General features: G+C 71.9%; 21 protein-coding genes. 17 read left to right on the forward strand and 4 right to left on the reverse strand.

What is annotated here, in order from left to right; translation table 11 throughout:
- Nucleotides 1–42: 42 nt before the first annotated feature.
- Entirely contained in the window at nucleotides 43–1119 is a 1077-nt protein-coding gene (locus WME95_RS17330; RefSeq protein ID WP_437909475.1) for a glycosyltransferase family protein, read from the reverse strand.
- 114 nt (nucleotides 1120–1233) lie between these two features.
- Between WME95_RS17330 and WME95_RS17335 the strand changes: the two genes are divergently transcribed.
- Nucleotides 1234–2244, forward strand: coding sequence for a hypothetical protein (locus WME95_RS17335; RefSeq protein ID WP_437909476.1), 1011 nt, complete (start codon nucleotides 1234–1236; stop codon nucleotides 2242–2244).
- Between the two features lie 282 nt (nucleotides 2245–2526).
- Here WME95_RS17335 and WME95_RS17340 read toward each other — a convergent pair whose 3' ends face one another.
- The 3 genes from WME95_RS17340 to WME95_RS17350 are packed head-to-tail and all read right to left on the reverse strand — an operon-like array spanning nucleotide 2527 to nucleotide 6193.
- Nucleotides 2527–3642 carry an ABC transporter permease gene (locus WME95_RS17340; RefSeq protein WP_437909477.1) on the reverse strand — a complete coding sequence of 372 codons (1116 nt, stop codon included), beginning with the start codon at nucleotides 3640–3642 and terminating at the stop codon, nucleotides 2527–2529.
- Nucleotides 3639–5141 carry a sugar ABC transporter ATP-binding protein gene (locus WME95_RS17345; protein WP_437555411.1) on the reverse strand — a complete coding sequence of 501 codons (1503 nt, stop codon included), beginning with the start codon at nucleotides 5139–5141 and terminating at the stop codon, nucleotides 3639–3641. The genes WME95_RS17340 and WME95_RS17345 overlap by 4 nt, the downstream gene beginning before the upstream one ends.
- Before the next feature lie 32 nt (nucleotides 5142–5173).
- Nucleotides 5174–6193, reverse strand: a complete 1020-nt coding sequence (locus WME95_RS17350) for a sugar-binding protein (protein WP_437909478.1) — start codon at nucleotides 6191–6193, stop codon at nucleotides 5174–5176.
- Nucleotides 6194–6845: 652 nt separating this feature from the next.
- On the opposite strand from WME95_RS17350, the gene WME95_RS17355 reads away from it, so the two are divergent.
- The 16 genes from WME95_RS17355 to WME95_RS17430 all read left to right on the forward strand — a co-directional run bounded on the left by WME95_RS17355 (nucleotide 6846) and on the right by WME95_RS17430 (nucleotide 25855).
- Nucleotides 6846–8312, forward strand: a complete 1467-nt coding sequence (locus tag WME95_RS17355) for a YkgJ family cysteine cluster protein (protein ID WP_437909479.1) — start codon at nucleotides 6846–6848, stop codon at nucleotides 8310–8312.
- A gap of 64 nt (nucleotides 8313–8376) precedes the next feature.
- Complete coding sequence (locus WME95_RS17360) at nucleotides 8377–9408, forward strand: DUF2169 family type VI secretion system accessory protein (RefSeq protein WP_437909480.1); 1032 nt, start codon at nucleotides 8377–8379, stop codon at nucleotides 9406–9408.
- Nucleotides 9405–10466: a beta-ketoacyl synthase N-terminal-like domain-containing protein gene (locus tag WME95_RS17365; protein ID WP_437909481.1), complete on the forward strand. Its 1062-nt coding sequence runs from the start codon at nucleotides 9405–9407 to the stop codon at nucleotides 10464–10466. The genes WME95_RS17360 and WME95_RS17365 overlap by 4 nt, the downstream gene beginning before the upstream one ends.
- Nucleotides 10467–10572: 106 nt before the next feature.
- Nucleotides 10573–12363 (forward strand): arsenical pump-driving ATPase, encoded by a 1791-nt coding sequence (gene arsA, locus WME95_RS17370; RefSeq protein WP_437909482.1) that lies wholly within the window; start codon nucleotides 10573–10575, stop codon nucleotides 12361–12363.
- 203 nt (nucleotides 12364–12566) lie between these two features.
- Nucleotides 12567–13364, forward strand: a complete 798-nt coding sequence (locus WME95_RS17375; RefSeq protein ID WP_437909483.1) for an arsenite methyltransferase — start codon at nucleotides 12567–12569, stop codon at nucleotides 13362–13364.
- Nucleotides 13361–13936, forward strand: a complete 576-nt coding sequence (locus WME95_RS17380; protein WP_437909484.1) for a sigma-70 family RNA polymerase sigma factor — start codon at nucleotides 13361–13363, stop codon at nucleotides 13934–13936. Before WME95_RS17375 ends, WME95_RS17380 begins: the two co-directional genes overlap by 4 nt.
- A 191-nt stretch (nucleotides 13937–14127) precedes the next feature.
- On the forward strand, nucleotides 14128–14673 hold the full coding sequence (locus WME95_RS17385) for a hypothetical protein (protein ID WP_437909485.1): 546 nt from the start codon (nucleotides 14128–14130) through the stop codon (nucleotides 14671–14673).
- Between the two features lie 120 nt (nucleotides 14674–14793).
- Nucleotides 14794–15141: an ArsR/SmtB family transcription factor gene (locus tag WME95_RS17390; RefSeq protein WP_437909486.1), complete on the forward strand. Its 348-nt coding sequence runs from the start codon at nucleotides 14794–14796 to the stop codon at nucleotides 15139–15141.
- 55 nt (nucleotides 15142–15196) lie between these two features.
- A complete protein-coding gene (gene arsD, locus WME95_RS17395) occupies nucleotides 15197–15586 on the forward strand; it encodes an arsenite efflux transporter metallochaperone ArsD (RefSeq protein ID WP_437909487.1) in 390 nt (129 codons plus the stop codon).
- 11 nt (nucleotides 15587–15597) lie between these two features.
- A complete protein-coding gene (gene arsA / locus WME95_RS17400; protein WP_437909488.1) occupies nucleotides 15598–17358 on the forward strand; it encodes an arsenical pump-driving ATPase in 1761 nt (586 codons plus the stop codon).
- The gene (locus tag WME95_RS17405; protein ID WP_437909489.1) at nucleotides 17355–17825 is read left to right on the forward strand and encodes an arsenate reductase ArsC; all 471 of its coding nucleotides are present in this window, start codon (nucleotides 17355–17357) and stop codon (nucleotides 17823–17825) included. The genes arsA (WME95_RS17400) and WME95_RS17405 overlap by 4 nt, the downstream gene beginning before the upstream one ends.
- A 6-nt stretch (nucleotides 17826–17831) precedes the next feature.
- Nucleotides 17832–18947 (forward strand): ACR3 family arsenite efflux transporter, encoded by a 1116-nt coding sequence (arsB, locus tag WME95_RS17410; protein ID WP_437909490.1) that lies wholly within the window; start codon nucleotides 17832–17834, stop codon nucleotides 18945–18947.
- A gap of 5 nt (nucleotides 18948–18952) precedes the next feature.
- Nucleotides 18953–19810 carry a VOC family protein gene (locus WME95_RS17415; RefSeq protein WP_437909491.1) on the forward strand — a complete coding sequence of 286 codons (858 nt, stop codon included), beginning with the start codon at nucleotides 18953–18955 and terminating at the stop codon, nucleotides 19808–19810.
- Between the two features lie 3 nt (nucleotides 19811–19813).
- Nucleotides 19814–20509, forward strand: coding sequence for a hypothetical protein (locus WME95_RS17420; RefSeq protein WP_437909492.1), 696 nt, complete (start codon nucleotides 19814–19816; stop codon nucleotides 20507–20509).
- Nucleotides 20484–20981: a hypothetical protein gene (locus tag WME95_RS17425; RefSeq protein WP_437909493.1), complete on the forward strand. Its 498-nt coding sequence runs from the start codon at nucleotides 20484–20486 to the stop codon at nucleotides 20979–20981. Before WME95_RS17420 ends, WME95_RS17425 begins: the two co-directional genes overlap by 26 nt.
- Nucleotides 20978–25855 (forward strand): alpha-2-macroglobulin family protein, encoded by a 4878-nt coding sequence (locus tag WME95_RS17430; RefSeq protein ID WP_437909494.1) that lies wholly within the window; start codon nucleotides 20978–20980, stop codon nucleotides 25853–25855. The genes WME95_RS17425 and WME95_RS17430 overlap by 4 nt, the downstream gene beginning before the upstream one ends.
- Nucleotides 25856–26203 lie beyond the last annotated feature (348 nt).

The following is a 26203-nucleotide window of genomic DNA, read 5'->3' on the forward strand; positions in this document are numbered from 1 at the left end:
GGGATCCCGGCGGAGCGCGGCGCGCCGGCCGCCGCTCCGCGCTCAGAGCACGCCGGCGTGCGCGCGATCGAGCAGGCCGTCCATCACCTCGAACAGCTTCCGGTTGCCGTCCTGGGAGTAGCTCGCGAGCTTCTCTTCACAGGCCGGGATGGCCTTCACGAAATCCGCGACGACGGCCGGGTCGTCCAGCGAATCGGCGCCGCGGCCGAACCCCTCGCGCTCGAGGTAGCGGGCGTTGAGCACCTGCTCGAACTGGCGGCCGAGGGGGACGGCGAGCATCGGCTTGCGCAGGTAGACCGCCTCCCCCATCAGCGTGAACCCGCCGCCGGCGATGACGGCGCGGCACGAGGCGAGGTCGTCGATGAAGCCCTCCTCGCTGAAGGGGCGGTAGCGCAGGTTGCCCTCGACCTGCTCCTCCGTGATGTTCCGGCGCATCCCGTAGATGCGGCACTCGAGCCCGGTCTTCGCGAGCGTCGCCGACAGCGCGTCGTTCCCCTCGGCGGTCTGGTAGACGAGCAGGTGCTCCCCGGGGCGGCGGTTCGCGGCGATGATCTCGGGGCGGAGGATCGGCGGCACGAGCGTCGTCTCCTGCTTGCGGACCGGCGGGCGGAAGAACGTGGCGATGACGTAGTGGTTGCAGAACGGCAGCTTGCTCTTCACGAACGCGCGCGTGAGCTGGAAACCCGCCTCGTGGCCGGCGAGGATCTCCGCGTCGTGGGTGCACCGGTTGATGATCTGCATGTTGTCGACCGAGAGGATCGGCAGCCGGTGGAGCTTGGCGTAGAGGTACGTCCACGACTCGAAGTCGCTGACGGTGAGCTCGGGGCGAAAGTCCTTGATGAGCTCGAAGTACGCGGCGATGTTCTTCGGCGTGCCCGTCGCGCCGGAGAGCACGTTGGACCACAGCGTCTTGCCGCGACGCACCCGGTTCTCCTCGTAGATCATGTGGAGCCCGTGGATGCGGTTCACCCCCGCGAAGCGCTTGGACAGGAAGTCGGTCGCCCTGCCCGACGCCATGATCTCGAGCTCGTGTCCCTGCGCGAGCAGGTGTTCGATCACCACGCGCGAGCGCATGGCGTGCCCCATCCCTTCGCCGACGACGCCATAGAGGATCTTCATGACGCGCGAGTGTAGCGGGGGCTCTGGGGCGTTCGGAAGGAAACCGCGGCGCCGCGGCGCGGGCGGCGCGGGCGGCGACCGAGCGCAGGCGGCGCCGCGGCGCGGGCGGGGGGCGTGACGCCCCGCCGCCGGATCTGGAGCGAGCTGCTGCCGCTCGAGGTGGTGCGGGCGCCCGGGACGCTCGCGCTGCTACGGCGGTATGCGCTGGAGCTCTCGATCGCGGTGCGGCCGGAGACCGCGGCGGGGCTGCCGGATCTCGTGGCCGCGTGCGCGGACGCGGGGGTGTCGGTCGCGGTGTGGCCGATGATCGCGGACGAGGACGGGCGCTGGGCGAGCGCCGGCAATGCGGCGGCGTTCGGCGCGTTCGTCGCGCGGCTGCTGGACGCGCTCGACGCGCGGCGCCTGGCCGCGACGGAGGTCGTGTTCGATCTCGAGCCGCCGATCGAGGCGGTGCGGCGGGCGCTCGCGGGGGGGCGCGGCGCGCTCGATCTGCTCGGCGGTGGGCCGCGGGGAGCGCGGGGGAGCCCGCGGTGGGACGAGGCGCAGCGCGCGTACACCGAGCTGGCGGGCGCGGTGCACGCGCGCGGGGTGGCGACCTCGGCGGCGATCGTGCCGCTCGTCCTGGCGGACGGGCGCGACGGGCCGGAACGCGGCTGGGAGCGGCTGCTCGGGACGCCCGTGTCCGCGCCGTCGTGGGGGCGCGTCGGCGCGATGCTGTACACGTCGCTGTTCGAGGGGTATTCGCGCGGCGCGCTCGGCCGGGAGGACGCGCTCGCGCTGCTCGCCTGGGGGTGCCGCGCCGCCGCCCGGCGGTTCGGTCCGAGGGCGGGCGCCTCGCTGGGCGCCGTGGGCAAAGGCGCGCTCGGCGACGAGCCTGTCTACCGCTCGGTCGCCGAGCTCCGCGAGGACGTGGCCGCCGCCGAGGCGGCCGGGGTCTCGGATCTCTCGCTGTTCGACCTCGGCGGGGTGCTGGCGCGGCCGCCGGCCGAGGCCTGGCTCGAGGCGTTTGTCGCGCCGCCGGAGGCGCGCTCGCCCCGGGATACGCTCCGGGCGCGCGGCGTGATCGCGGCCGCCGCGCTCGTGGGCCCGGCGGCGGGCTATGCTCGCCGGCTCACCTCGCCATGACGCGATCACCCGTGGTGTGACTTGCCCTGGCCGCGGTAGCGCTTCCAGTGATGTCGCTTGTTCTTGTTCTTCGGCCTGCTGTTGCTGGACAGGCCGATAGACGTCTTCTTCGAGTGGACTGACATGGACCCGTCATGGCGCCGAGACGGGGCGGGCGACAGGGGTCTTAAGCTCCGGCGCCCGTCAGGCCGGACCGCCGGGCTGAGGAGGCAACGACTTCTCTGAGGGTCAGGGCGGGGCGCTCCTGGCGACCTGCCGGTTCGTCTCCCGTCGCCGGAAAGCTCAGACGCTCTCGCGATCGGGCGCTCTCGCGGCGGGCGGCCCAGCTGCGCTGACCGCCGCGGCCGCCTGCAGGCTCGGCGCCGCCTCGGCGGCGCCCGCGGAGGCATGCCGGATGCGCCGTTTCGTCTGCACGATGTGCACGATCTGGTCGAGGATCACGGCGACGAGGATCACGGCGCCGATGATGATGAAGGTCCAGTTCGGGTCCAGGCGCCAGATGCGCTGGATGCGGTCGGCGTCCTCGTACGGCAGCTGAAACATGTTGATGCCGTTGTCGATGACGCGCATCACCGCGGAGCCGATGATGATGCCGAGCACCGTGCCTTCACCCCCGCGAAGCGAGCAGCCGCCGAGCACGGCCGCGGCGATCGCGTACATCTCGTACGCGATGCCGACCTGCTGCGACATCTGCCCGATGTACGACGCGTAGCAGACGCCAGCCACGCCGCCGAGGCCCGCCGAGATCACATAGGTCGACGTCTCCACCCGCCTCACGTTGATGCCGGAGTACTCGGCCGCGTCGCGGTTGCCGCCGATCGCGTAAACGTAACGACCGAACACCGTGAAGTGCAGCGCATAGGCCGCCACGCCGCCCACGGCGAGGAACATCAGCAGCGGATACGGGACGAGCGCGTCGCTCCCGCTCTTGAGCAGCCCGCCGTTCGCGAGGGCGAGCAGCGGCGAGCCACCGAGGCTCAGCGTGCCCCCGCCGGCGATGGTCTGCGAGACGCCGCGCAAGAACAGCATGCCGCCGAGCGTGACGATGAACGGCTGCAGCTTGAGCCGCGTGATCAACAGGCCCTGGCCGAGGCCGATCAGGAGCGCCACGCCGAGCGCCACCGGAATGCCGATCCAGAGCGGGTAACCCAGGCCGCCGAGCTGGGTCGACGAGAGCTTGGCGATGAGGACGCCCGTCAGGCCGATCACGGACCCGATCGACAGATCGATGCCGCCGGCGATGATGACGAACCCGATGCCGATCGCGAAGATCCCGAGCATCGAGATCTGCCGCAGGGTGTTGATCGAGTTCGACTGCCCGAGAAAATCCGGGTTCGAGATGTAGAGGCCCAGACACATCACGACGAGCGCGATGGTCATCCCGAGCTCGCGCCTCACGACAGATCCTCCTTGTCGGCGTGCCCCGTCATCAAGGTCGCGATCCGCTCCTGGCTGAGCCGTTCCCGCGGCAGCACGCCCTTGATGCGCCGCTCGTGCATGACGGCGACGCGATCGCTCATTCCGATGATCTCTTCCATGTCCGAGCTGACCATCAAGATCGTGATGCCTTCATCCGCGAGGGCGGTCATGTGGCGGTAGATCTCGGCCTTGGCGCCCACGTCGATGCCCCGCGTCGGCTCGTCCAGGATGAGCACGCGCGGGTTCATGGCCAGCCATTTCCCGAGCACCACCTTCTGCTGGTTTCCGCCGGAGAGGTTCACGACGGGCTGACGGATGCCGGGCGTCTTCGTCCTCAAGCGCTCCACCTCCGATTCGGCGACCCGGCGCTCCGTCTCCCTGTTCAGGAACCCCCAGCGGCTGTAGTTGCCGATGTCGGGCAGGGAGGTGTTCTCTGCGACGCTGAGCGGCAGCACGAGGCCGTGGCGCTTGCGATCCTCCGGCGCCAGGTAGACGCCGCGGTCGATGGCGTCCCTGGGTTTTCGAGGAGCAAACTCCTTGCCTTCGAGCGTCATGCGGCCCCCGAGCGCCGGCGTGACACCGAAGATCGTCTGCATGAGCTCCGTGCGGCCCGAGCCGACCAGGCCGGCGAAGCCGAGGATCTCCCCGCGTCCGGCCGAGAAAGAGATCTGCGCGGGCGCGCCGGGCACGACGAGCCCTTCGACCACCAGCACGGGCTCGGTCGACGCACGGGGCCGTTTCTCCGGGAAGTAGTGGGCGCTGAGCTCGCGGCCCACCATCATGGAGACGATCCGCTCGCGCGTCGCTCCCGCGCGCGTGAGGTCCCCGACGTGGCGGCCGTCGCGCAGGACCGTCACGCGGTCGGCCAGCGTCATGACCTCTTCCATGCGGTGCGAGATGTAGACGATGCCGATGCCGTCCGCCCGGAGCTTGCGGATGATCCCGAAGAGATGCTCGGACTCACCGCTCGTGAGCGACGAAGTCGGCTCGTCCATGATGAGGATGCGCGCGCTCAGGGCGAGCGCCTTGGCGATCTCGACCATCTGCATCTGACCGGCGGTCAACGCGGACACCGGGGTCGAGGGCGGGAGCCGCAAGCCCACGCGCAGGAGCAGCTCACTGGCGCGGGCGGCCATGTCGCCCTTCGGCAGCGGACGGAGGAGCAGCCCTGTCGCGCCGCCTTCGTTGCCGAGGAAGATGTTGGCCGCGATGTCCAGGTTCGGCGCCAGCATCAGCTCCTGGTGGATGAGCGCGATGCCGAGGCGCTTGGCGGCGCGCACGCTCTCGATGGCGACGTTCTTCCCGTCGATGCGGATCTCGCCTTCGTCGGGCTGCAGGGCGCCCCCGAGGATCTTCATGAGCGTGCTCTTGCCGGCGCCGTTCTCGCCCATGAGGGCGAGCACCTCGCCCGGCTTCAGCGAGAGAGAGACGCCCTGGAGCGCGACCACCCCGGCGAACCGCTTGGTGATCGCGCGCATCGCGAGCAGATCCGGAGCCGACGCTGTCACGCTCACTTCTTCATTTCGGCGAGCTGCTGCTTGAAGGTCGCCACGTTGGTCTTTTCGATCAGGTCGATGCCGGTGTCGATGCTCTTGTTGGCCGGGATCTGCCCCATCGCCGTGTCGGGCTTGACCGAGAGCTCATGCGCCCACTTGCTCGCCAGGTAACCGAACTGAAACGGCTTCTGGACGACCGTGGCCGAGATCGTGCCGTTCTCGATGGCCGTGAGCGTCTCCTCTTCCTCGTCGAACACCGCCGCGAGGACCTTGCCCTTCTTCCCGAGCGCCTCGATGGCGGCCGCGATGGCGGGGCCGTTGTAAGACCACAGGCCTGCGACGAGCTTCAGGTCCGGGTGCGCGTTGATGATGTCCTCCACGTTGGAGCGCGCCTTCGCGCGGTCGGTGTTGTCCTCCCGCTTGTCGACGATCTCGATCTTCTTGCCGGCGATCGCGTCCTGGATGCCTTGCAGGCGCTGCTTCGCGTTGTCCGCGGAGAGCGTGCCGACGAACACGGCCATCTTGCCGCCCTCGGGGAGCAGCTTCACGATATGCGCGCCGAGCGCCTTGCCGGCCTCGTGGTTGTTGGTCCCGATGTAGAGAAGGCGGCTCGACGCCGGGGCGTCCGAGTCGAACGTGATGAGCTTGCTCTTCCCGGCCACCTTGTTGAGCACCGGGACCTGATCGGCCGGCGCGATGGCGCTCACGGCGATGGCGTCGTAGCCCTGACTCGAAAGGTTCTCGAGGATCTGGTTCTGCTCCTCCGTGGTGCCGTTCGACGGCATCTTCACGTCGACTTGAACCTTGCTCTCTTGCTCATATTTCCGGACGCCCGCCTGGGCGATCTTCCAGAACTCGGACGCGTTGTTGGTGACGAAGGCGAGCTTGACGATCTTCGGCTTCGCGCCGCCGCCCTCGGCAGGCGCGGCGCCCGTCCCCTCGCTCTTCTCGTTGCACCCCGTCATCGCGAGCAGCGCCAACACGAAGGGCGCCACGACCGCCCAACCCTTGCGCCAGGACTTCGTCTCTTTCACGGCTGGTCTCCTTGCTGATTCACATTCAAGAACGTGTTGACATCACGCGCGGCGTCGCCCTTACCCGGCCGTTGTCCCCGTGATCTGCCGCAAAGCTGGCGGCGCGTTCTTCCCACAGTGCGCCCCGGTGGCTGGGGTCTACCCTCCGCGTCCCTGGAGCCCGAACCACTCCTTGGTCTTACCATCGGAATGGATCTGGAGGACAAAGGACACCCGCAGGAATGCACTGTGAACGTTCACATTTTCGGTGTCAACTACGATCGGTGGGTGCTCTGCGCGCGGGACGTCACGGGTTAAGGCTGATCGAAGAATTGTCAGGGCACGGGAACCCGCGGTCGCCCGGTGCGTTCAGGCGCGTTGCGCCTGCCAAAGGCGCGTAGGGTCTGCGACTCGGCACATCGAGCAGGAGCTGAGACGGCGGTGCTGAGCGATTTCTGTGGATTGGCAGGAAATGTGTTTTGACCCCTCCTTCCGAGGCGTACTCAACCTGAGCGACGGGATCGTCAGCAACGCCCAATGGGTGAAGTGCGTGCGCTGAGGGCGCCGCCGCGGCCGTCGCGCGCCGCCCGGGGAGAGCGCGGCGGGGGCGGCCTGCGCCGCCGCGCCTCGTTTCGGTGGCGCGCTGCCGCCGGCGTCGGATAGCGTCGCTCGGGTGAGCCCGAGCACGCCGCCGGCGCGCCCTCGCCTCGCCGACCACGTGCTCGCGCGGCGCCACGTGGTCGGCGAGGAGGAACGCGTCATTCTCCACGACGTCCGCACCGGGCAGCTGCTCCAGCTCGGCCCACGGGAGTGGGTCCTGCTCTCCGCGGCCGACGGGACGCGCGATGTCGAGGGCATCGTCATCGCGGCGGCCCGCGAGGGCGCACACGCGCGTGTGCCCGCCGCGCAGGCGTTCTTCGCCGAGCTGCACGCCGCGGGGCTGCTCGGAGCGGATGACGCCGGCGAGGACGCGGGGCCGTGGCGTGCCGCGGCGCCCGCGGCGCCCGCGCTCGACCCGGGAGAGCGCGATCCTCGCGAGCGCCCGCTGGAGGTGCTGCCCGACTTCGGCCTGCACTGCGACGGTCGCGGGAGCTGCTGCCGGATCTACGCCTCGATCCTCTTCGATCCCGAGGAGGCCGCGCGGGCGCGGGCGCTGCGCCCCGACGTGCTGAGCGGGGGCGCGCGCCACGAGCGGGCCTTCACGCCGGAGCGCGGGACGTGGCCGTGCGCGGCCTCCGTCGTGGCGATGCGGGACGGCCGGTGCGCCTACCTCGAGGGCGAGGGGCGCTGCTCGCTCCACGCGAAGGGCGGGCCCGAGGCCAAGCCGCTGGGGTGCCGCACCTTCCCGACAAGCTTCATCGACGACGGCGAGTCGGTGCGCGTCTCGGTCGCCGTGGAGTGCGCCTGCGTGCTCGCCAGCGTGGGCCGCCCCGGCGGCGCGCCGCTGCTCGATCCGCGGCTCATCACGCGGGGGGATCTGGACGAGCGCATCGATGTCGCCCGGCTGCCGGAGCGCGCGCAGGTGGCGCCCGGCGTGACCGCCTCCCGCGCCGAGGTGGTCGCCTGGTCGCGGCGCCTCGCCGCGGCTGCGCCCCCGCCCGACGTCGCCGCGGGCCTCTTCTCGCTCGCCGGCGCGCTCGAGGCCGAGGGGCTCACCGTCGGGGCGATCGCGCGCTTCGAGCGGCCCGATCCGCTGGATGATCCGGCGGCGCTCGCGCCCTGGCTCGCCGCGCTCCACGGCCGCGCGGCGCGGCGGGCGCGCGAGGACGCCTCCTGGCGGAGCGAGCGGGACCTCGCCCGGAGGGCCACGCGGTGGATCGCGGACGCGACCCTGGCGCTCGGCGAGCCCGACCTGCTCGGCGCGCTGCTCCTCTCGCCCGTGCGCGCGCGCGTCGGCGACCGCGAGCGCTTCACCCTCCGCGCGGCCTTGCACGGCCACCGCCTGCTCGGGGCGCTGCCGCTCTCGCTCGCGCTCCGCGATCGCGCCGTGCGGCTCGTCGTGGCCCGGGCGCTGCCGGCGGTCATCGCAGGGGAGGGCGCGGACGACCCGGCCTGCGCCGAGCCGATCGCGCTCGTGGAGGCGATGCTGCGCGGCCACGGCCTCGACGCGTACGCCGCCGAGGCGGCCATGGCCGGGTGATCGCGCGCGCCTCCGTCGAACTCGGAGAGACATCGCCTCCGATCCTGTCGATAATGCGCCCGCGATGAGCCAGCCCCCGCTCGACAACAAGACCGACTTCGCCGCGCACCCACAGCTGCTCGTCGACCGGGACGGCGAGCAGCTGGTCACGATCGTGAAGGCGAGCTTCGAGCTCCAGGGCGACGGCAGCCTCGAGCTCGCGCCCCCCGAGCGCACGCGCGGGGTCCGCCTCGCCGACCTGCCCTGGGAGGAGAAGAAGCCCGAGAGCGTCGCGTACCCGGCCGACATCTGCCTGTTCAAGCCGGCGACCGACGTGATCTTCGTGGCCACGGCGTACGCGCCGAACGGCAAGGCGGTGCCGTCTTTCGACGTGCGCGTCGAGGTGGGCCCGCTCAGGAAATCGCTCGTCGTGTTCGGCAAGCGGCTCTGGGTGGACAAGGGCGGCGGCCTCACCGCGCCGGCGCCCATCGAGCAGATCGACATGCGCTACGACCACGCCTGGGGTGGGCTGGACGACGACGATCCCGCGGCGCCCCTCGAGGAGCCGCGCAACCCGATCGGCACGGGCGTCACGCGCGTGCCGGCCTCGCTCACCCACCAGCCGGCGCCGGCCATCGAGGATCCCTCGTACCCGATCCGGACCGCGAAGACCGCGCCGCCGCCCGCGGGGATCGGGGCCGTCGGCCGGCACTGGGAGCCGCGCCGCGGGTACGCCGGGACGTACGACGCCGCGTGGCGGGAGAACCGCGCGCCGTTCCTGCCCGAGGACTTCGACCACCGCTTCAACCTCTGCGCCTCGCCGGGCCTCATCGCGGATCCTCCGCTCGCGGGCGGCGAGCCGGTGCGGACGCTCAACCTCACGCCCGAGGGGGCGCTCAGCTTCGAGCTCCCGAAGGTGCAGGTGGAGATCGAGTTCCACGTGAAGGACCGCGCGCCGGTCGCCTTCGCGCCCCACCTCGACACCGTGCTCGTCGACCTCTACGCCACCGGCCCGCAGAAGCCGGTGGCCGTCGAGATGGTCTGGCGCGCGCACGTCAAGGCGCCCCGGCGGATGAAGGACGCGCGCGTGATCGTGCGCGAGCGGGGGCGAGCGTGAGGCCCCTCGCCGTCATGGTGGCCGCGGGCGCGGTCACGCCCGTCGGGCTGCGCTCGATCGACACCGCCTTCTCGCACCGCGCCTCGGCCGCGGCGATGCGCGAGTCGCCGCTCGTGGACGGGCAGGGCGAGCGCGTCACGATGTGCTTCCTGCCCACGCTCGATCCGCGCGTCACGGGCGCGGCGCGCGCCGTCTTGCTCGCGGAGCGCGCGCTCGGCGAGGCGCTCGAGAAGCTCGGCCCCGCCGCGCGGGGGCTGCGCCTGCAGATGGGCCTGTGCCTCGACGAGCACCTCGGGCAGCGGCCGCAGGGCGGCGAGGCCCCGGCGCAGCGGGTCGCCGCCGAGCTCGCCGCGCGGGCGCAGTCGTACGGGGGCGCGCCGGAGATCGCGGTCAAGGTCTCGACGCGCGGCCCCGCCGCGCCGGGGTTCTTGCTGCCGGAGCTCTGCGACGCGCTCGCGCGAGGCGCGATCGACGCGGCGCTGCTCGGCGGCGTGCACACCGATTACGACCCCGCGCGCATCGCCGCGCTCGACGCCGCGGGTCGGCTCTTCCGGCCGGACAACCTCGACGCCCTCGTCCCCGGCGAGTGCGCGGCCTTCGTGGTCCTCACGCGCCCCGACGTCGCTCGGCGCGCGCTCCTCCGCGAGCTCGGGCAGATCGTCGGCCTCTCCACCGCGCACGAGCGGGCCCGCCCGGACAACGACGAGTCCGCGTTCCAGGCGACGGGCCTCACCGCAGCGCTGCGCGCCGCGCTCGCGCCGCTCGCCGAGCGCGGGCTGCGCGCCGGCTGGATGCTCACCGACATCAGCTTCGAGACCTTCCGCCATTTCGAGCTCCAGGCCGCGTCGGTGCGCACGCAGCAGCTCTTCTGCGATCCGCAGCAGCTGGAGTGCCCCGCCCAGCGCATCGGCGCGCTCGGCGCCGCGGCCATGCCGCTGCACCTCGTCATCGCGTCGGAGGCGTTCGCGCGCGGCTTCGCGCCGCACCCGTGCGCCGTCTCCCTCGCCGGGAGCGACGGCGGGGAGCGCGCGGCGATGGTGGTCGTGGCGCCTGGGTGACGGCGAGCGCGCCGCCCGCGTGCGCGCGTCCGCTCGACGTCGAGCCGAGGAGCCGGTCGACGCGCGCAGCGCCTCCTCATAAATCTGACTGACGGAGGCCACATCGATGACGATCTTCCTGGACCAGCCGGGTCGCTTCCTCTTCTTCACCGGAAAGGGGGGTGTCGGCAAGACGGCTCTCGCGTGTGCGACAGCGATCCGCCTGGCGGATGCAGGGAAGCGAATCCTCCTGGTCAGCACCGACCCGGCCTCGAACCTCGACGAGATGCTCGGCGTCGCGCTCTCGAACCGACCGACCGAGGTTCCCGGTGTCGACCGACTCTGGGCCCTCAACATCGATCCCGAGCGGGCAGCCAGCGACTACCGCGAGCGCGTCATCTCGCCGTATCGCAAACTCTGGACGGAGGGCCAGCTCGCCGAGCTGCGCGAGCAGCTCGCCGGCGCGTGCACCGTCGAGATCGCCGCATTCGACGAGTTTGCCGAGCTGCTCGCCGGCGACCAGGCGTCCGCGGCGTTTGACCACGTGCTATTCGACACCGCGCCCACCGGGCACACGTTGCGGCTCCTCAGCCTGCCACGCGCCTGGACCAGCTTCCTCCAGTCGACCGCGCAGGGAGCCTCGTGTCTCGGTCCGCACACGGGGCTGAGGATGCAGGAGGCGCGATTCGCCGCGGCGATGGGCGCGCTGGCCGACAGCGCTCGCACCACGATCGTCCTGGTGACACGGCCTGATCGAGCCGCTCTACGCGAGGCCGAGCGGACGTCGGGTGAGCTGATGGCCATCGGCATCGAGAACCAACAGCTCGTCATCAACGCGGTGTTCGAGGCCGCCGATCAGGCCGATCCCGTCGCTGCTGCGCTCACGGAGCGCGGGCGAGCGGCGCTCCGCGCGCTGCCTCCTCGGTTGCAGGGACTGCCCACGTTGCGCATCCCTCTGCGCGCGTTCAACATGGTCGGCCTCCCGGCGCTCCGCGCGCTCCTCGACGAGCGCGCGGCCGAAGCCCTGTCACATGCCGTTTCCCCGATCGCGAGGCCATCGCTCCCGCGTCTCTCGTCCCTCATCGACGAGATCGCGATGCCCGGCCGAGGGCTCGTGATGGTGATGGGAAAGGGCGGTGTGGGAAAGACGACGATCGCTGCCTCGATCGCCGCCGAGCTGGCCTCGCGCGGTCACCACGTGCACCTGAGCACCACCGATCCGGCGGCCCACATCGCCTCGACGCTCGATGGGCAGATCGAGAACCTGACGATCAGCCGCATCGATCCGGCCACCGAGGCGAAGGCTTACGTGGACCGCGTGATGGCGACGCGCGGCGCGAGCCTCGATGATGCCGGAAGAGCCTTGCTCGCCGAGGATCTTCGGTCGCCGTGCTACGAGGAGGTCGCCGTCTTCGCGGCGTTCTCGCGGATCGTCTCCCAGGCTCGCTCGAGCTTTGTCGTCCTCGACACCGCTCCCACCGGGCACACGCTCCTCCTCCTCGACACGACGGGCTCTTATCACCGGCAGGTCATCGGAACGGGTCCGGAGCCGAAGCAGGCGTCCATGCGACTCGTCACACCGCTCATGAGGCTGCGGGATCCCGGCTACACGAAGATTCTTCTGGTGACGCTCGCCGAAACGACGCCCGTCTCCGAAGCGGCCCGCCTCCAAGCCGATCTGCGTCGTGCTCAGATCGAGCCGTTCGGATGGGTCATCAACGGCAGCCTGGCGGCCACCGACTCGGCAGACCCGTGCCTGAAGCAGCGTGTTGCCGCCGAGCTCGAGCAGATCGACGTCGTGCGCACCCTTCACGCGAAGAGGGTGGCGATCGTGCCCTGGGTGACCGAGGAGCCGGCCGGTCCCGCCCGCCTGCTGGCGCTGGCGCGTGACAACGAACCGCAGCGGCGCGTTCCTTAGGAATAGGTCGGTGGCGGTGGTGGTCTCTGCCGCGGGAGGACGGTGCCGGGGGGTGATGGTCCGCGTCCTCAGGGAGCACATGAGCCACACTGCCCCACGATGGAGCCGCCTCCGCGCCGGCCTCGCGCGCCGCTCGACGAGCGCCAGGTCGATTTCCTGCGTCCATCCGCTCGGATCCCCGTCCTCCAGGCAGGAGGCCCGAGATGACCGACCGAACCATCGACCAGACCCGTGAAGCTGTCCGAGATCATTATGGAAAAGTAGCCGTGGCCGGGACGGGCTGCTGCGCCCCGAGCTGCTGCGCGCCAGCGCAGGCGGCGTCGCTCAAGCTCGGCTATACACGCGAAGACCTCGCCGCCGTCCCGGAGGGCGCGGAGATGGGCCTCGGATGCGGCAACCCCCAGGCGATCGCCGCCCTCCGGCCGGGCGAGACCGTGCTCGACCTCGGCAGCGGCGGCGGGTTCGACTGCTTTCTCGCCGCCAGCCAGGTCGGCCCCGACGGGCGGGTGATCGGCGTGGACATGACCCCGGAAATGATCTCCAAGGCGCGGGAGAATGCGCGAAAGATCAACGCGGACAACGTGGAGTTCCGCCTGGGCGAGATCGAGCACCTGCCCGTCGCCGACGCGACCGCCGATGTCATCCTCTCCAATTGCGTCATCAATCTCTCCCCGGACAAGCCCGCCGTGTTCCGCGAGGCCTATCGCGTCCTCCGGCCCGGCGGCCGGCTTGCGATCGCCGACGTCCTCGCGACCGCGGAGCTTCCTGCCGCGCTGCGCGAGCAGGTCGCCGCGCTCACCGGGTGCGTCGCGGGGGCGGTGAGGGCCGACGAGCTCCAGGGGCTCTTGCATCAGGCCGGATTCACCGACATACGCATCGGGGTGAAGCCCCAAAGCCGCGAGTTCATCCGTGACTGGGTGCCCGGGTCGGGCGCCGAGCAGTACATCACCTCCGCGACGATCGAGGCGCTCAAACCCGCTCGGCCGGAGGCTCGAGCATGATCGACGCGGACGCGCGCGGCGCCTGGCATCAGCTCGAGGCGCGCCTCCGCCCCTTCGTCGTGCGTCGCGTCTCCACGGCGGCCGACGTCGATGACGTCGTGCAGGACGTGTTCCTGCGCATGCAGCGGGGCGTGGGTGGGCTGCGCGACGACGAGCGCTTCGGCCCCTGGGTCTACCAGGTCGCCCGCAGCGCCATCGCCGAGCACCACCGGGCCCGCGCGCGGCATCTCCTCGTCGAGGGGGACGTCCCCGAGATGGAGGCAGAACCCCCGAGCGGTGAGGACGGGGCCGCCGATCTCCTCGCCCTGGCGATCGGTCCGCTCGTCGCCATGCTCCCGTCGCCTTACCGTGAGGCCCTCACCCTCACCGAGCTCGAAGGCCTCTCCCAGAAGGCCGCGGCCGACATGCTCGGCATCTCGCTCACGGCGATGAAGTCCCGCGTCCAGCGCGGGCGGGAGAAGCTGCGCTCGCTCGTGGAGCAGTGCTGCGAGGTGGCCATCGACGCGCGCGGGCACGTCATCGACTGCGTGCCGCGTGCTCCCGGCAACGGGCCCCGCTGCTCCTGCGGTTGACGCGCGACCCGTCCTCCTGGCCGGTCCACTACAAGCTCCCGCTCCCTGCCTGGCCCAGCGCTCGCTGCTTTCCCGCCCCCTTCGCGGTCCATCCCTTCGCTCCTCTTCATCTCCTCGGACGCTCTGCGTCTCGTTCGATTTCCTGCGTCCTCGTCGCTCGAACCCCGTCCTCCTCGGCGGAGGTAATCGACATGAACGAGATCGCATCCATCCTGCTCGCCGTTTACGCCGCCGTCGGCGCGATCGACGGGATCTATTATCATCTCTGGAAATACCGCCTCTTCGCCCAGGAGGCCTCGCGCCGCGAGCACCACCTTCACACGATCCACGCGGCGCTCTTCGCCATCGTCGTTGGCACGCTCTACCTCGCTCCGAGCGCCGGTCTCCTCCTCTGGGCCGGTCTGGGCGCCGTCGCAGCCTCCTTCGTCGTCGCCATCCTCGACGTGCTCGAGGAGCGGCGCTCCCGCGAGGACCTCGGCGGGCTCACGCCGCGTGAATACGCGCTCCACGCGGGTCTGATCGCGCTCTACGCCGCCTCGGTCGCGCTCGTCCTCGCCGCCCGCCCCGCCTCGGCTTGGTCGCTCGATGCGCCCGTCGTCCTCGACACCGCGCTTCCGGCGCTCACGCACACCATCGCGCTCAACCTGCTCCCGGGCGCGGCGCTCACGGCGCTCGTGCACGTCGTGCTCGGGCTGCGCCCCGTCGCGCTCCGCTTCGCGCGGCCTGGCCTCGCCTGAGGCCACCCCGCTCCGGGCTGTGCTCTCCTCTCCTCGACGCCCGAGCGTCTCACGGCGAGGATCAGGGCGCGAAATCCGCCGGTTGACAGAGGGCGCATCATCTCCTATCGTTGCTTTACGATGAAAGCGAAGCTCGAGGCGGCCGACCGCTGCTGTCCGCCTGCGCGCGAGCAGGTAGACCTCCGGCCGATCGAGGGCGACGAGGCCGACGAGGAGCTGGCCAGCCTGTCGAAGGCGCTCGGACACCCGGCGCGCGTGAAGATCGTGCGCATCCTGATCCGAAAGAACGCCTGCGTCTGCGGCGACATCGTGGACGAGCTGCCGCTCGCCCAGTCGACGGTCTCGCAGCACCTGAAGGTGCTCAAGGAGGCCGGCCTCATCCGCGGCGACGTCGACGGCCCCCGCGTCTGTTACTGCATCGAGCCCGGGGTGCTCCGGCGTCTGAAGGCCCTCGTCGGGGGGCTCTGATGGCCGTCGCACGTCCATGTCATCGTATATCGACGATTACCGAAAGGAAGTTCCCATGTCCACGACCATCCGCGTGTTCGACCCCGCCATGTGCTGTTCCACCGGCGTTTGCGGACCGAGCGTCGATCCCGAGCTGGCCCGCTTCGCCGCCGACGTCGACTGGCTCCAGAAGCAGGGTGTCACCGTCGAGCGCTACAACCTGTCTCAGCAGCCGTCCGCGTTCGCCGGGACGCCTGCCGTGAAGGAGGCGCTCGCGCGCGGGACCGAGGTGCTCCCGCTCGTGCTGGTCGGTGATCGCATCGCCGTCGAGGGGGCGTACCCGTCGCGGGAGACGCTTGCCGCGCTCGCCGGCGTCGTCGTGAAGAAGCTGGAGACGGCGCCCGCCGCGTCGAGCGGCTGCTGCGGACCGGCCACCTCCGCCAAGTCGAAGACCAGCTGCTGCTGACGGAGTCCGCGATGCACTTCCTCGATCGCGCTCCGCGAAACCTCTTCTTCACAGGCAAGGGCGGTGTCGGCAAGACGAGCGTCGCGTGCGCGACCGCGGTGGAGCTCGCGGCGCGCGGGCGGCGGGTGCTGCTCGTCAGCACCGATCCGGCCTCGAACCTCGACGAGGTGCTCGAGACGAAGCTCGGCGCCGAGCCTCGTCCCATCGCCGGCGCGCCGGGGCTGTTCGCGCTCAACATCGATCCGGAGGCGGCGGCGCACGCGTACCGCGAGCGCATGGTCGGGCCCTACCGCGGGGTGCTCCCCGACGCCGCCGTTCGCAGCATCGAGGAGCAGCTCTCGGGCGCGTGCACCGTCGAGATCGCTGCGTTCGACGAGTTCTCGAAGCTGCTCGGCGACGAGCGCGCGACCGCCGACTTCGACCACGTCGTGTTCGACACCGCTCCCACCGGGCACACGTTGCGGCTCCTCGAGCTGCCGGCGGCGTGGACTGGGTTCCTCGAGTCGAACGTGGGCGGCACGTCCTGCCTCGGACCGCTCGCGGGTCTGAAGGCGCAGCAGGCGCTCTACGCCGGGTCGCGCAGGGCCCTCGTCGATGGGACGCGCACCGCGCTCGTGCTCGTCTCACGCGCCGAGCGGCCTTCGCTCAGCGAGGCCGAGCGCACGCGCCGCGAGCTCGCGGCCCTCGGCATCGAGCGACAGGAGCTGGTCATCAACGGCCTCTTCCGTGCGCAGGACACCCGGGACGCCGTCGCCGTGGGCATGCAGCGTCGAGGCGAGGAGGTGCTCGCCGGGATGCCTGCGGGCCTCCGTGAGCTGGCGCGCACCGAGCTGCCGCTGCTCCCGTTCGGGCTCGTCGGCATGGCCGCGTTGCGGACGTTGTTCGGTGAGCGAACGCCGAGCGCAGTCGAATCGGCTGTCGTTCTCGTGCCCGCGGTGTCGATTCCTCCACTCGCCCAGCTCGTGCCGTCGCTCGAAGCAGGTGGGCGCGGCGTCATCATGACGATGGGCAAGGGGGGCGTCGGCAAGACGACCGTGGCGGTGAATATCGCCGTCGAGCTCGCCCGCCGTGGACACAAGGTTCACCTGACGACGACGGACCCCGCCGCACACGTCGCAGAGGCGCTCGGGGCAGCGGTCGACGGGATCCGGGTGAGCCGCATCGACCCCGTCCTCGAGACGCGCGCCTACGCCGACGAAATCATGCGCACGGCGGGAGCCAGCCTGGACGCCGCGGGGCGCGCGCTGCTCGAGGAGGATCTCCGGAGCCCGTGCACCGAGGAGATCGCAGTCTTCCGAGCCTTCGCACGCATCGTCGATGAAGGCGAACACGGCTTCGTCGTCATCGACACCGCGCCCACCGGCCACACCCTGCTCCTGCTCGACGCCGCCGAGTCGTACCACCGAGAGGTGCTGCGCACGTCCGGGTCTGCACCCGAGGAGGTGCGCCGGCTGTTGCCACGCCTGCGGGACGCGGAGTTCACGAAGATCCTCCTCGTCACGCTCCCCGAGGCCACGCCCGTACACGAAGCGGCAGCCCTGCAGCGCGACTTGGAGCGCGCGCAGATCCGCCCCTTCGCGTGGGTCATCAACCAGAGCCTCGTGCTTCTCAGCGTCACCGATCCGGTGCTCGTCCGTCGACGCGCGAACGAGGGGCGCTTCCACGCTGAGGTTCGTGACCTCGCTTCGCGTGTGGCTGTGGTGCCGTGGGCTGCACCGAAGTCCGCGCATGCCCGGCTCGATCTCTTCGCCGCGCCCCGAGGGGCAACATGAAAGCAGACGTGCGCGTGCTCTTCGTCTGCGTGCACAACGCCGCGCGCAGCCGCATGGCCGAGGCCCTCCTGCGCCAGCTCGGCGGACCTCGCTTCGAGGTCACCAGCGCCGGCTTCGAGCCGCGCGAGGTGAACCCGCTCGTCGTCGAGGCACTGGCCGGCATCGGCCTCTCCCTGCCGTCGACCGCGACGCAGCCGTCGGTCTTCGAGCTGTTCAAGGCCGGCCGCCGCTTCAACTACGTCATCGGCGTCTGCGACGAGGATCACGGTCAGAAGTGCCCGCTGTTCCCCGGCGTCACACAGCGCCTGTACTGGAGCTTCCCCGATCCGGCCACGTTCACCGGCTCGCACGAGGAGAAGCTCGCGCGCGTCATCGAGGTGCGCGAGCGCCTCCGGGCTCGCATCGAGTCGTGGCTCGCGTCGCTTCCAGGCACGGACACGACGCCTCGCACGACCACAAGGAACTGAACCCGCATGACCAACGCAAGAGCCGGCCTGCTCGGCAATCTCTCCTTCCTCGACCGCTACCTGACGCTCTGGATCTTCCTCGCGATGGGCCTGGGCGTCGCCCTCGGCTTCCTCGCGCCCGGGTTCACGACTGCGCTCAACGACATGAGCGTCGGCACGACGTCGATCCCTATCGCGGCCGGGCTGATCCTGATGATGTACCCGCCGCTCGCCAAGGTCCGCTACGAGGAGCTCGGCAAGGTCTTCCGCAACAAGCGGGTGCTCACTCTGTCGCTGGTCCAGAACTGGATCATCGGTCCGCTGCTGATGTTCGGGCTCGCGGTGGTGTTCCTGCGCGACAAGCCAGAGTACATGCTCGGCCTCATCCTCATCGGGCTCGCGCGCTGCATCGCGATGGTCATCGTCTGGAACGATCTCGCCAAGGGCGACACCGAGTACTGCGCCGGGCTCGTGGCCTTCAACTCGATCTTCCAGGTCCTGTTCTTCTCGGTCTACGCGTACTTCTTCGCCACGCTCCTGCCGACCTGGCTCGGACTCGAGGGAGCCGTCGTGAACATCACCATCGGCGAGATCGCGACGAGCGTGGCCATCTACCTCGGTGTGCCCTTCGCCGCCGGGTTCCTCACGCGACGGGTGCTCGTGCGCACGAAGGGGCGTGACTGGTACGAGAAGGCGTTCGTGCCTCGCATCGGCCCCATCACGCTCGTCTCCCTGCTGTTCACCATCGTGGTGATGTTCTCGCTGAAGGGCGAGACCATCGTGCAGCTGCCGCTCGACGTTCTTCGCATCGCGGTGCCGCTGCTCATCTACTTCGTGCTGATGTTCGCGGTGTCGTTCTTCATGAGCAAGCGCGTCGGCGCGGACTACAAGCAGTCGGCGACGCTCTCGTTCACGGCTGCGTCGAACAACTTCGAGCTGGCCATCGCTGTCGCGATCGCGAGCTTCGGCATTCACAGTGGCGCGGCGTTCGCGGCGGTCATCGGTCCTCTCGTCGAGGTGCCCGTCCTCATCGGCCTCGTGAACGTCGCCCTGTGGGCGCAGAGGCGCTTCTTCCCCAACACCCCGCTCGATGTCGCGCCGCCCGCATGCGCCGGCCCGAGCACTCCCGAGAGCAAGGCCTGACCACGATGAACACCGGCAAGACGATCCTTTTTCTTTGCGTCGCCAACTCGGCGCGCAGCCAGATGGCCGAGGGCCTTGCTCGCAAGCTCTTCGGCTCGCGCATCGCCGTGCAGAGCGCGGGGAGTGAGCCGTCGAAGGTGAACCCGTACGCGATCGAGGTGATGCGCGAGGTCGGGGTCGACCTGACGACGCACCACTCCAAGTCTGTGCAGACGATCGACGCCGCCACGGTGGGCACGGTCATCACGCTCTGCGCCGAGGAGGTCTGCCCGGTCTTCCTCGGCAAGGCGCGGCGGCTGCACTGGCCCATTCAGGATCCGGCGAGCAAGGATCCGTCGATCCCACGCGAGGAGATGCTGACGCGGTTCCGGACCGCGCGGGACCAGATCCTGGCGAGGCTCGAGGTGCTCGACGCGCTGCTCGACCTCCCCGAGGGGCCACAGGCGCAGGAGTTCCACGCCAGCGTGCGCGTGAAGGATCTCGCGAAGAGCACGCGTTTCTACGCCTGGCTCCTCGGCACCGAGCCGAAGGAGTGGACGCATCGCTACTCGACCTTCGTTCGGCCGGAGCTGCACACGAACTTCGTGCTCGTCGTCTCCGACGGCAAGGAGCTGCACCGAGACACGCTCTACCACCTCGGTATTGCCGTCACCGGCAAGGCCGCGGTCGTTCGGTCCTACGAGCTGGCGACGGCCGCCGGGTTGACGGTGAGCAAGCCGCCGCGCACGACTTGGCGTGGCACGCCGCTCCACGAGCTGTGGCTCGAGGACCCTGACGGCAACCTCGTCGAGATCTACGCCCGGCTCACGCCGGACGAGCTCGCCGAGAAGCCGGAGAACCTCGAACCTACGGCGTTGGCGTAGCACATGCGCGGCCCCGCCTGGCTCCGACCGGTGATCGGAGAGCTGCTGGGCAGCGCGCTCCTCGTCGCCGTCATGTTCGGGTCGGGCGCGGTCCGGGGGCAGCTGGGAGCCGGAACGATGGCTGGCGCATTGCTGGGCTCCATCGCGCTGGGCCTCGGCTACGGGTTGGTGCTCTGGTCGTTCGGCGGGCTCTCAGGCGCCCAGACCAACCCGCTCATCACGCTCATCGCATCCGCGATGGGCGGGCAGCCTTGGAGAAGCGCGGGAGCACGGGTACTCGCGCAGCTCTGTGGGGCCGGGGCGGCGACGTCAGTCGCGTCACAGCTCGCGCCGCTCTGGGCTGCCGGGAACGCGACCGTGGCCGGCGCGCGCGGCCTCGGCGAGGCGATGGCGAGCTTCGGCTTCGTGCTCGTCGCGCTCGGCGTGGCACAGCGTCGCGATGTCAAGGTTCCGCTGGCCCTCGACGCCTTCGCGACGGCGAGCTTCTGGATGACCGGCCACGCGACCGTGGGCAATCCGCTCCTGGTTCTCTCGGTCTTCGTGGTGCGCGGCGAGCACGACACAGGGGGCCTGCTATCCGCGCTCGGCGGCGCGGTGCTCGGTGCCGGCCTCGCCGTGGTCGTCGCACGGTTTCTCTTCCCGCGGGCTCGGGAGGCGGCGAGCTGCCTTCTGTTTGTCCCGCACGGGCTACGGCGATGACCTCCCAGCTCAGGGCGCCGACGGCAACGAGATCGTCGCGACCCATGTCCGCTCGTGGGACCGCGGCCAACAGATCGAGCAGGCCGAGCACCTCCAGCGCCTCGCCGACGAGAAGCGCCGCGTCCGCGAGCACCGCGGCCTCGATCGCCTCGCTCGCGCCGCCCGCAGCAGCCAGGCCTTCCTCCGCATCGTCGCCGAGCGTGGAGGCAACGTCGGCAGCGCGAGCGCCCGGCTTTCGAGACTGCTCGACGCCGTCGGCGCCGCCGACCTTGAAGAGGTCCTCGTCGAAGTGCTCGAGCGCGACACCATCCACGTCGGTGCCGTCCGCCAGGTGCTCGACCGGCACCGCTCCGAACGCTGCCTGCCGCCTCCGGTCTCAATCCCCGTTACCCGCGGCCGGCACGCCGAGCTCGTCGTCACGCCGCATTCGCTCTCCACCTACGACGTGTTGAAGAAGGACTCGGCGTCATGACCGATCTGACGCCGACCGAGACCCAAGCCCGCCTGCAGCGCAGGAACCTGCTCCCCTTGGCGGTGTCGAAAGGCACCATGCCCAGGCCTTCCCTTCCGCTCGCCGGCCTCCTCCTCGTCGCCGCCCTAGGTGCCGCCACGACCTCCGACGCGGCCACGGACGACCGCGACGCGGTCGCCCGCGGCCTCGACCTCTTCGTTCACGCGCCCGACCGCGGCGCGCCCGGCGCCACCCTGCCGGTCCAGGTCCTCGCGCTCGGCTTCCCCACGGCGATCACGCTCCGGCCGCTCGAGGCGGTCACCGTGGAGGCGACCTGGGATCCCGAGCACCTCGGCAAGGTCAGCGCCGTCCCGCCGCCCGTGCGGGTCACCACCGACGCGAAGGGGCGCGCTCACCTCGACGTCCCGATCCCGGAAGGGCCCGAGCGCGAGCTCCGGCTGCTGCTCGGCGTGCGCGCCGGCGACCGGCAGCGGACGCGGACGCTCACCGTGCACCGACTGGCGCCGCTCCAGGTCGACCTGCACGTCCCTGACACGCGCGTGGTGCCGGGCAGCGCGATGTCGGCGTGGATCACGGTGCAGAGCCAGGCCTCGGGGCAGCCGGCCCCGCGGGTCCCCGTGGAGGTCAGCCTGCTCGAGGGCGGCGTCGCCCGGCACACGGCCGTGGTCACGACCGACGCGGCCGGCGTCGCCATGATACGCGTGCCCGTCCCCTGGATCGACGAGCCCGGCTGGCGCTGGATCCTCCGCGCCCGCGCGCGGAGCGCGGCGGGGGCCTCGTCGAACGCCGCGGAGATCTCCCTCTCGCCGCGCGAAGAGACGCCCGGCGCCCCGCAGATGCTGGCCGAGTGGTCCGAGCAGGACCTGCGCGCCGGGGATCGCGCAAGCTACGTGATCCGGATCCGCGACGGCGCCGGCCAGCCCGTGGCCGGGCTGCCGGTGCGGACCTGGACCGGGCCGAAGGGCACGAGCCCGCCCGAGGACAGGGCCGCGTGGGAGAAGCTCACCACGCCCGCGCGCACCGACGCGGCCGGCGAGGTCCGCGGCGCGGCCGTGGCGCCCACCACCGTGGTGCAGGGCGCGGGGACCACGCTGCGCGTCGTCGCACGCGCGACGTTCGAGGGGCACGAGCTCGAGCGCGAGGCCACCGTCTCCGTGGAGAGCCCCACCTCGGAGGCGACGCTGCTCCCGGAGGCGGGCGCGATCGTTCCCGGCGTCGCTCAGCGCATGCTCCTGCGCGTCCGCGATGCGCGGCGGAAGCCGGTGCAGGGCCCGTTCACGGTCGAGGGCGACGGGCTCCAGGCCGCCGTGACCACCGACGCGTACGGCGAGGCCGAGGTGACCTGGGACGCGCCCGTCGAGCTCGGGGCCTTTCGCAACGTCGGGCCGTGCGCCGGCGGTGTCGCCGCGGCGGTGCGCGTGCGGCCAGCAGGCGAGCTCCCGGCCCTCGCGTCGCGGCGCGAGCCGTTCGCGCTGTGCGTCTCCGTCGATCGCGACGCCTCGGCGCTGCTCCGGCCGGAGCGGCTCCTCGCCCGCGCCGGCGACGCGCTCGCGCTCCGCGTGAGCGAAGCCGGCGGCGCGGGCCCGCGCGCCGGCCGGCGGCCGGAGGGCGGCGGCGCGGCGGACGGCGCGGGCTGGAGCGTGATCGTCCAGGCCGGCAACTCGGCCCGCGCGGCGAGCGCCTGGATCGCCGGCGGCCCGGAGGGCGGCGCGCTCGGCCTGCCCGAGGGCGCTGCCGGCGTCTGGACGCTCAGCGCCGCCGCTCCTCGGCCGGGCGCCGCCGCGCGGCAGGCGGGCGGCGCGGTGCTCGTCACGCCGCGCGTCCTCCCTCGGCTCGAGGCCCGCATCACGGGCGGCCGTGCGGCCCCGCGGGGCGCCGTCGACGTGGACCTCGCGCTCACCGACGGGGGCAGCCGCGGCCTGCCCGGGACCGTCGCGGCCGTCGTCGTGGATCTGCACGGCGGGGGCAGCGTCGGTGGCCTCGCGGCGCTCGACACGCGCGCGCGGCTCTGCCTGGGCCTGGTCGAGCCCGAGCGCTGCGGCGCCTTCCTGCAGGGCGATCCCGCGCTCGATCCGCTCCGGCGCGCGGAGCTCGGCGCGCGGGCGCGCGAGGCGATCGCGCCGGCGAACGATCCGGCCGGCTCCGCGCGGGCGGCGCTCGACGAGGCGTTCGGCCAGGTGCTTCGCTCGCTCGAGGGGGCGGTCTTCGAGGCCACAAGCGACCCGGAGCGGCTGCGCGACGTGCGCCGCCGCGGGCCGGGCGGCGCCTACGCATGGAACCCCGAGCTGATGACCCTGGTCACGGCCGCCATGAATGCGCCCCCCGAGACGCCCGGCGGCGAGCCGCTCTCGCTCGCGGACCTCCTGGCGGTGGACCCGCAGGTCACGTTCGATCACGTCGCTCGCCGCGTCACCCGCCTCAAGCTCTTCCGCATCCTCGCCGCGGCGCGCGCGTTCCGGCGCGAGCGGCTGCTCGACCCCGACGAGCCGGCGCTCCGCGATCCGAACGCGCTGCTCCGCCGCCTGGTGCGCGACGCGCAGCTCGAGGAGTCGCTCCTGCTCGATCCCTGGGGCGGCACGATCCAGTTCACCCCGACGACCGCGCCGCCCGCGCCGTTCCTCACGGTGCGGCGCGGCTTCGCCCTGCACGCGCCGGGGCCGGACGGCCGGATCGGCACGGGCGACGACGTGCGCGATCCGTTCGAGCGCGTGCTGCGCTCGGGCACGCCGTACGCCAGGGCGGTCGGCGAGGATCGCCTCGTCGACGCGAAGTTCGACATGGAGGTCGGCGACGCCACGGTGTCGGCGTGGGAGAGCCTCCTGGAGGAGTTCACGGGCACGTCGCTGGGCGAGGGGATCGGCCTGGGCGGCCTCGGCCTCTCCGGCGTGGGCACGGGCTCCGGCGGCGGGTTTGGTGCAGGCCACGGCAAGCTGGGCGGATCCCACCGCACCTCGTACGGCGCGCCGCGGGGCGTGTTCTTCTGGTCGCCGCCCCAGCGCACCGACAAGGACGGCCGGCTGCGGATGCGCGTCCCGCTCGGCGACGTCGAGACGACCTTCCGGCTCGTCTTCGTCGGCGTGCCGGACGGCGCCACGCCGGCCACGGCCACGCTCGACGTGCCCACCGCGCAGCCGCTCTCGGCGCGCGTGGAGGCGGGCGCCGCGTGGGTCGAGGGCGACGAGGTCGACGTGGAGGTCTCGGTCCGGAACCGCTCGCCGAGGCCGCTCCGCGCGCTCGTGGAGCTCACGGCGCGCGGCGTGGCCGCCCTCGCCGACCCGCGGCGCCGGGCGGTGGCGGTCGACGTGCCCGCGGGGGGCGCGGCGCCGGTGCGCGCGCGGGTGCGGGCGCTGCGCGCGGGGCGGGCGGAGCTCGCGGTCGCCGTGAAGGCGCAGGGAATTGCGGGCGACACGCTCGTGCACACGTGGGAGGTGCGCCCCGCGGGCGAGCCCACCGACCTGAACATCGCCCAGATCGTCGAGGGCGGCGCCACGGCCACGCTGAGCGTCGCGGCGGACGCGCAGCGCTACCAGCCCACCGGCCGCCCGCGGCTCGTCGTCGAGCGCGGCCTCGCGGGCGCGCTCACCGCGGCGCTCGAGGCGATGGATCCCGATCGGCTCCCGTCTGCCGGGGCGATGGCGGACGCGGTGGAGGTCGCGGCGCTCGTGCGCCGCTGGGCCGCCGCGCGCGGGGGCGAGGGCGCGCCGCTCGCCGCGCGCGCGGAGGACATCGGCCGCCGCGCCGTGGGCCGGCTGCTCGCGTACAAGGGCAGCAAGAAGGACCTGGTCTTCTGGCCTCCGGCGCTCCGGGCGCGCACCTTCGCGCCCGCGTCCGTGGCGGAGGAGCTGCCGAAGATCGACGCGCGCTGCCCGCCCGAGCCCCTGCAGCCCGCGGCGGCGCTCGACGCGCTCGATGTCGAGCCCTCGCCGGCGGGGGGCGCGGTGAACGCGTGCTGGGACGCGTTCGTCACGACGACGCTGGACGAGGTGATCCGGAGCGGCGATCGCGTGGCGCTCGCCCGGGTCCTGCTCGCGCTCGCGGAGCGGCCGCACCGGGCGGCGCTGGCCGCGAACGTGGCGGACCGGCTGCGCGCCTGGGTGGCGCTGCTCCCGACCGGCGGCATCACCTTGCCGCCGGGTCAGGCCGAGGATCGGAGCGCGCGCGCCGTGGTCTACGCGGCGCTCCTCCGCGCCGCCGGGCTCGGCCGGAGCGCGGCGCCGCCCGCGAAGCTCCTCGGCTGGGTGGGTGTGCAGCGGGACGTGCGCGGCGGCTACGGCGCGCCGGCCAGCACGCGCGCGGTGGTGCGCGCGCTCCTGGCCCACGGGGGCGAGGGCCGAGGGGCGGCACGGGTCACGGTCACGTCGGGCGGCGTGCGCCGCGACGTGGAGGTCGGGCCGTCGGGGCGGCTCGTGGTGCCGCTCGACGCGGGCGCGACGGAGGCGTCGGTCGAGGTAGCGGGGCCCGCGGTCGTGGCGCGCCTGGAGCGCCCGGCGCTCCGCCGCTGGAGCCGGCCGCCCGCCGCGGCGGCGAGCCCCGTGCAGGCGGAGATCTCCTGGCCGAAGCGCCCGCGCGCGGGAACGACGGGCAAGCTCGCGGTCTCGCTGCGCCACACGCTGGGCCGCCCGGTCGAGGTCGACGTGCGCATTCCGCTTCCGCCAGGGGTGACGCTGGCCGAGCCGCTCGGCGGCGTGCGGCAGGTGAACGGCGTCCTCGCGCTGCGGGCTTCCCTGGAGGCGAGCCGGCTCGCGACGCTGGTGGAGATCCCGGTGCGCTTCGCGCTCGCCGGGAAGGTGACGGCGCCCGAGGCGCAGGCGCGGGTCGCGCAGGAGGAGCTGCCGCGCGCGGTGGTCCCGGCGCGGCCGATCGTGATCGAGTGATCGGCGCTCCTGGATACCGGTTCATTCTCCGCCCGCGTCGGGGTGATTGGGGCTTTGGCCGGTACTGGTCCAATTTGAACAGGGAGACAGGGAGACGGGGAGGCGGGGGCGGAAACTTAGTAAATTCCACCGTCTACATGTGATCTTTCTCGGGCAAAGTTGACCACCACCCTTCGGCCGTAGGTGGGGTCTTTTGAATCGCCAAGCCGCCAAGGACGCCAATGAACACACGAATCTTGGCGTCTCAGGGCGTGTTGGTGGCTCGATCATTCTGCCAGCGTGGGATCAATACCCCACCACCAACCGCGCGGATCTCCGCACGATCCGGCCCCCCATACCGCTCCCACC

It is taken from the genome of Sorangium sp. So ce327, assembly GCF_051530205.1.
In the GTDB taxonomy this organism is placed as follows: Bacteria; Myxococcota_A; Polyangia; order Polyangiales; family Polyangiaceae; genus Sorangium; species Sorangium cellulosum_B.

What these genes read in the sequence shown, in the direction of transcription:
- WME95_RS17330 (WP_437909475.1), bottom strand. Translation starts at nt 1,119, where the DNA reads ATGAAGATCCTCTATGGCGTCGTCGGCGAAGGGATGGGGCACGCCATG.
- WME95_RS17345 (WP_437555411.1), bottom strand. Translation starts at nt 5,141, where the DNA reads ATGCGCGCGATCACCAAGCGGTTCGCCGGGGTGGTCGCGCTCCAGGGC.
- arsD (WP_437909487.1), top strand. Translation starts at nt 15,197, where the DNA reads ATGTCCACGACCATCCGCGTGTTCGACCCCGCCATGTGCTGTTCCACC.
- WME95_RS17360 (WP_437909480.1), top strand. Translation starts at nt 8,377, where the DNA reads ATGAGCCAGCCCCCGCTCGACAACAAGACCGACTTCGCCGCGCACCCA.
- WME95_RS17405 (WP_437909489.1), top strand. Translation starts at nt 17,355, where the DNA reads ATGAAAGCAGACGTGCGCGTGCTCTTCGTCTGCGTGCACAACGCCGCG.
- arsA (WP_437909482.1), top strand. Translation starts at nt 10,573, where the DNA reads ATGACGATCTTCCTGGACCAGCCGGGTCGCTTCCTCTTCTTCACCGGA.
- WME95_RS17430 (WP_437909494.1), top strand. Translation starts at nt 20,978, where the DNA reads ATGACCGATCTGACGCCGACCGAGACCCAAGCCCGCCTGCAGCGCAGG.
- WME95_RS17415 (WP_437909491.1), top strand. Translation starts at nt 18,953, where the DNA reads ATGAACACCGGCAAGACGATCCTTTTTCTTTGCGTCGCCAACTCGGCG.
- WME95_RS17385 (WP_437909485.1), top strand. Translation starts at nt 14,128, where the DNA reads ATGAACGAGATCGCATCCATCCTGCTCGCCGTTTACGCCGCCGTCGGC.
- WME95_RS17420 (WP_437909492.1), top strand. Translation starts at nt 19,814, where the DNA reads ATGCGCGGCCCCGCCTGGCTCCGACCGGTGATCGGAGAGCTGCTGGGC.
- WME95_RS17380 (WP_437909484.1), top strand. Translation starts at nt 13,361, where the DNA reads ATGATCGACGCGGACGCGCGCGGCGCCTGGCATCAGCTCGAGGCGCGC.
- arsB (WP_437909490.1), top strand. Translation starts at nt 17,832, where the DNA reads ATGACCAACGCAAGAGCCGGCCTGCTCGGCAATCTCTCCTTCCTCGAC.
- WME95_RS17390 (WP_437909486.1), top strand. Translation starts at nt 14,794, where the DNA reads ATGAAAGCGAAGCTCGAGGCGGCCGACCGCTGCTGTCCGCCTGCGCGC.
- arsA (WP_437909488.1), top strand. Translation starts at nt 15,598, where the DNA reads ATGCACTTCCTCGATCGCGCTCCGCGAAACCTCTTCTTCACAGGCAAG.
- WME95_RS17375 (WP_437909483.1), top strand. Translation starts at nt 12,567, where the DNA reads ATGACCGACCGAACCATCGACCAGACCCGTGAAGCTGTCCGAGATCAT.